5 protein-coding genes are annotated in these 3,458 nt (G+C 43.8%); all 5 read right to left on the bottom strand.

The features are described from left to right. Positions 1–406, bottom strand: a 406-nt coding sequence (locus HUU58_16090; protein NUN47193.1) for a methyltransferase domain-containing protein, incomplete at its 3' end; no start/stop codon positions are given. A 24-nt stretch (positions 407–430) separates the two neighbouring features. Then, positions 431–1,285 carry a methyltransferase domain-containing protein gene (locus HUU58_16085; protein ID NUN47192.1) on the bottom strand — a complete coding sequence of 285 codons (855 nt, stop codon included), beginning with the start codon at positions 1,283–1,285 and terminating at the stop codon, positions 431–433. A 33-nt stretch (positions 1,286–1,318) separates the two neighbouring features. Next, entirely contained in the window at positions 1,319–2,164 is an 846-nt protein-coding gene (locus HUU58_16080) for a methyltransferase domain-containing protein (protein NUN47191.1), read from the bottom strand. A gap of 66 nt (positions 2,165–2,230) precedes the next feature. Then, on the bottom strand, positions 2,231–3,079 hold the full coding sequence (locus HUU58_16075) for a methyltransferase domain-containing protein (protein ID NUN47190.1): 849 nt from the start codon (positions 3,077–3,079) through the stop codon (positions 2,231–2,233). A gap of 12 nt (positions 3,080–3,091) precedes the next feature. After that, positions 3,092–3,458, bottom strand: a 367-nt coding sequence (locus HUU58_16070) for a hypothetical protein (protein NUN47189.1), incomplete at its 5' end; no start/stop codon positions are given.

Raw genomic sequence — 3,458 nt, 5'->3', positions numbered from 1 at the left:
CCCATACCACGTCAAACGATGCATCCGGAAAATCCGTATGGCAATAATCCATGATTTTAAATTCCGTCTGTTCGGATACACCACGGTCTTTGGCAAAAGTCTCCGCTTGGGCAACTTGCCTATCACTAAGTGTAATTCCTACCGCACGGCAGCCGCGGGTTTTGGCAAGATAAATACTACTCCCGCCTACACCGCAACCGGCGTCAAGTACCCTATCCGATGATGTAATCCCCACCGCTTCGGCCATCACTTCGTTCATCCGAAGCAGCGACTCGGAAAATGAAGAGACTTTATCGTCCCAATAACCATAATGGATCATGAGATTTTTTTTTAATCCCCACCCATCCTTGTATGATTTTTCAGTCGCCCGATAATACCGGACAATATTTTCATGATAGGAATTCACTAATAATTTACGCCATAGATAGGCTTATAAAAATTTGGGTTTCGTTGCAGAAAACAAACCATAAATCCATAAATTTTCCTTTTTGCTGAGATATTGCCACCGAGATGCATTGATATTACCGATGCTGACCGCCGTTCTTTCTAACCCGAAAATGAATCTGTAGACTTGATACAATTTGCCAAAGTAATACATTTTTCCAAGAAGTTTTACTGTGTTCATAATATTATCCGATATATCCCGAAAACGGATTTTCTGAAAACCCGCATTTTCCATGAAATCACCGAATCGCTCTTTTGTTTCCAAATAATTGACAGACCATCCGTCAAGCCAATTGCGAACGAGAGGGTGCGCATTGTTGTCAAAATGTGGCACCATAAAATCAGCCATCACGAGACGCCCTCCCGGTTTCAAAAGTCGAAATGCTTCTTTTATAAACTGTTCTTTGTTATCTGCATAACAGATACTTTCACAACCCCACACAATATCAAACGTTTCGCCGTCCAATGTTGTATGGCCATAGTCCATCAGATGAAATTCTGTACGCTCCGAAACATTGTAGCGTAATGCATTTTCTTCCGCTCGTTTTTTTTGACGGTGGCTCAACGTGAGCCCAACCGTATAGCAACCCAGCGTCTTTGCTAAAAAAATACCGCTCCCACCTACACCACAACCCGCATCTAATATACGATCTCCCATCGAAATGACCGCCTCTTCCGCCATGATTTCATTCATCCGTTGTAAAGATTGTGAAAAAGATTTTACTTTATCATCCCAGTATCCATAGTGAATGGCGAGATTTTTTTCCACACCCCAGCCATACTTATAGGCTTTTTCAGTACCGTGGTAGTACTCTATGATTTTTTGGTGATACGAATTCATAAATTTTCATTTTGAAAGTTTACAAAAAACAGCTTATCGTTTTACGCCACACAAAATTCCATACACTAAAAGCCTTTTTTTGAACGCCAAATACTGATACTTACACGCATCAACGTTTCCTTTATTATGTTCGGCAACCGTTTTTCCGAACATCGGGCGAATCCACTGATTCAATTTCGCCGGGAACGAAACCCAATAAAGGCGTTTGGCCGAATGCATGATATGATCCGTAATATCGCGGTAGGTAATATTTGTAAAACCCGTATTTTCTAAAAATTGTTTGAAGCGCTCCGGTGTCTCTACATAGTTGGCCGCCCAACCATCGCGTCCCTTAGCCACGATGGGATTATCATTATCTTCAAATTTTTGTACCATACCGTCCGCCATGATGAAGCGCCCGCCCGGCTTTAAAATCCGATAGACCTCTTTGACAAACTCTTCCTTGTTATCTGCATAACAGATGCTTTCACATCCCCATACAACATCAAAACTCGCATCTTCAAAGTCCGTATGCGAATAATCCATCACTTTGAATTCGTTCAAATGCGCCGTGCCGGAGTTTTGCGCATTTTTCTTAGCGCGTTGTACTTGATTGGCACTCAACGTAATACCCACGGTTTTGCAACCGATCGTACGGGCAAGAAAAATACTGCTCCCACCGACACCGCAGCCGGCATCCAACACGCGTTCGTGGGATTTGATTTGCGCCGTCTCCGCCATAACTTCATTCATGCGCAGAAGAGACTCCGGGAAAGACTTTACTTTTTCGTCCCAATAGCCGTAGTGAATCGCGTAACTCTTGTCTAAATCCCATATCATACGAAGTGGATTTTCAAGTACGTCATAAAATGCGATGATATTCTGATGGTATGTACTCATGTAATTAAGACCTATAAAATATATTTGTTTTTAAAATCACGTTGGCCGTGAACAACTGATGTGCGATCAGGACGGTTTCGTCGTACAAAACATACCGTAGATCCATAATGCACGACGATGGCTTTGGTATTGATCGTAAGCCGATTTAATATTCCTCAAACGAATCGGATCCATCGTTTTGCCGATGATTTTGCAATACGCCAGATAGACCTTACCCCAATAATACAATCGCCCGAGGCGTTTAGTGGAGTGAAGTGTGTTTTTGGAAATATCGCGAAACCGGACATCTTCAAATCCGGCTTCGAGCATATATTTTTTAAAATTATCCGGCGTTTCGAGAAAATTGACGACCCAACCGTCGAGCCAGCGGAGTACGCTCGGGTCCTGATTATTTTCAAAAGCTGGAACCATGAAGTCCGCCAATATCAATCGCCCGCCCGGTTTGAGCAAACGAAACGCCTCGCGAACAAACTGTTCTTTACTATCCGCATAACAAATGCTTTCACATCCCCAGACTACATCAAACGATGCATCCGGAAAATCTGTTTTGCAATAGTTCATCACCTTAAAATCCGTGCGATCGCTGACGTTTTTATCTTTGGCATTTTCAAACGCCCGTGCAACCTGTTTAGCGCTTAACGTGATACCCGTCGCATGGCATCCGATATGCTGCGCTAAAAAAATACTGCTGCCGCCGACACCGCAGCCGGCATCCAGTACGCGATCCGTTTTCTGTATCTTCGCGGTTTCGGCGAGCACTTCATTCATGCGCAGAAGGGACTGCGGAAATGATTTTACTTTTTCATCCCAATAGCCGTAATGAATCGCCAGTGTTTTATCCAGCGCCCAATACACACGGTAGTGATTTTCTGTCTCACGATAATAGTCAACTATCTGATCGTGGTAATTACTCATGATACTCCTCAGCTATTTTTTAACGCCGCACAGAAGCCCATACATCCACAATTTTCGTTTGAATGCGATGTATTGAAAACGGCAGGCATCCACATTTTTTCTGAATAATAACGGCGACGGGCGCCCGAGCATTCGTACTACGGCATGATAGACCTTGGCCGGAAAGTACAGCATATACATTCTCCGCGAGGAATGCATGACATACGGTGTGATATCCCGAAAACGAATATCCGTAAACCCCATTTGTTGCATATACCCTTGCATGCGCTCCGGTGTTTCAATAAAGTTAGCCGCCCAGCCCTCGAGCCAGCGCCGATTGATCGGATGATCATTGTACTCAAACTTAGCCGTCATACCATCCGCAATCACCAGCCGCCCT

The organism is bacterium, from assembly GCA_013360215.1.
Lineage (GTDB): Bacteria > CLD3 > CLD3 > SB21 > SB21 > JABWCP01.
Note: the sequence above shows the minus strand (reverse complement) of the source record. Positions and strands in the feature narration are given on the sequence as shown.

Bases quoted from the DNA above. Each gene is read 5' to 3' on its own strand.
- HUU58_16080 (NUN47191.1), bottom strand. From the start codon at position 2,164: ATGAGTACATACCATCAGAATATCATCGCATTTTATGACGTACTTGAA.
- HUU58_16085 (NUN47192.1), bottom strand. From the start codon at position 1,285: ATGAATTCGTATCACCAAAAAATCATAGAGTACTACCACGGTACTGAA.
- HUU58_16075 (NUN47190.1), bottom strand. From the start codon at position 3,079: ATGAGTAATTACCACGATCAGATAGTTGACTATTATCGTGAGACAGAA.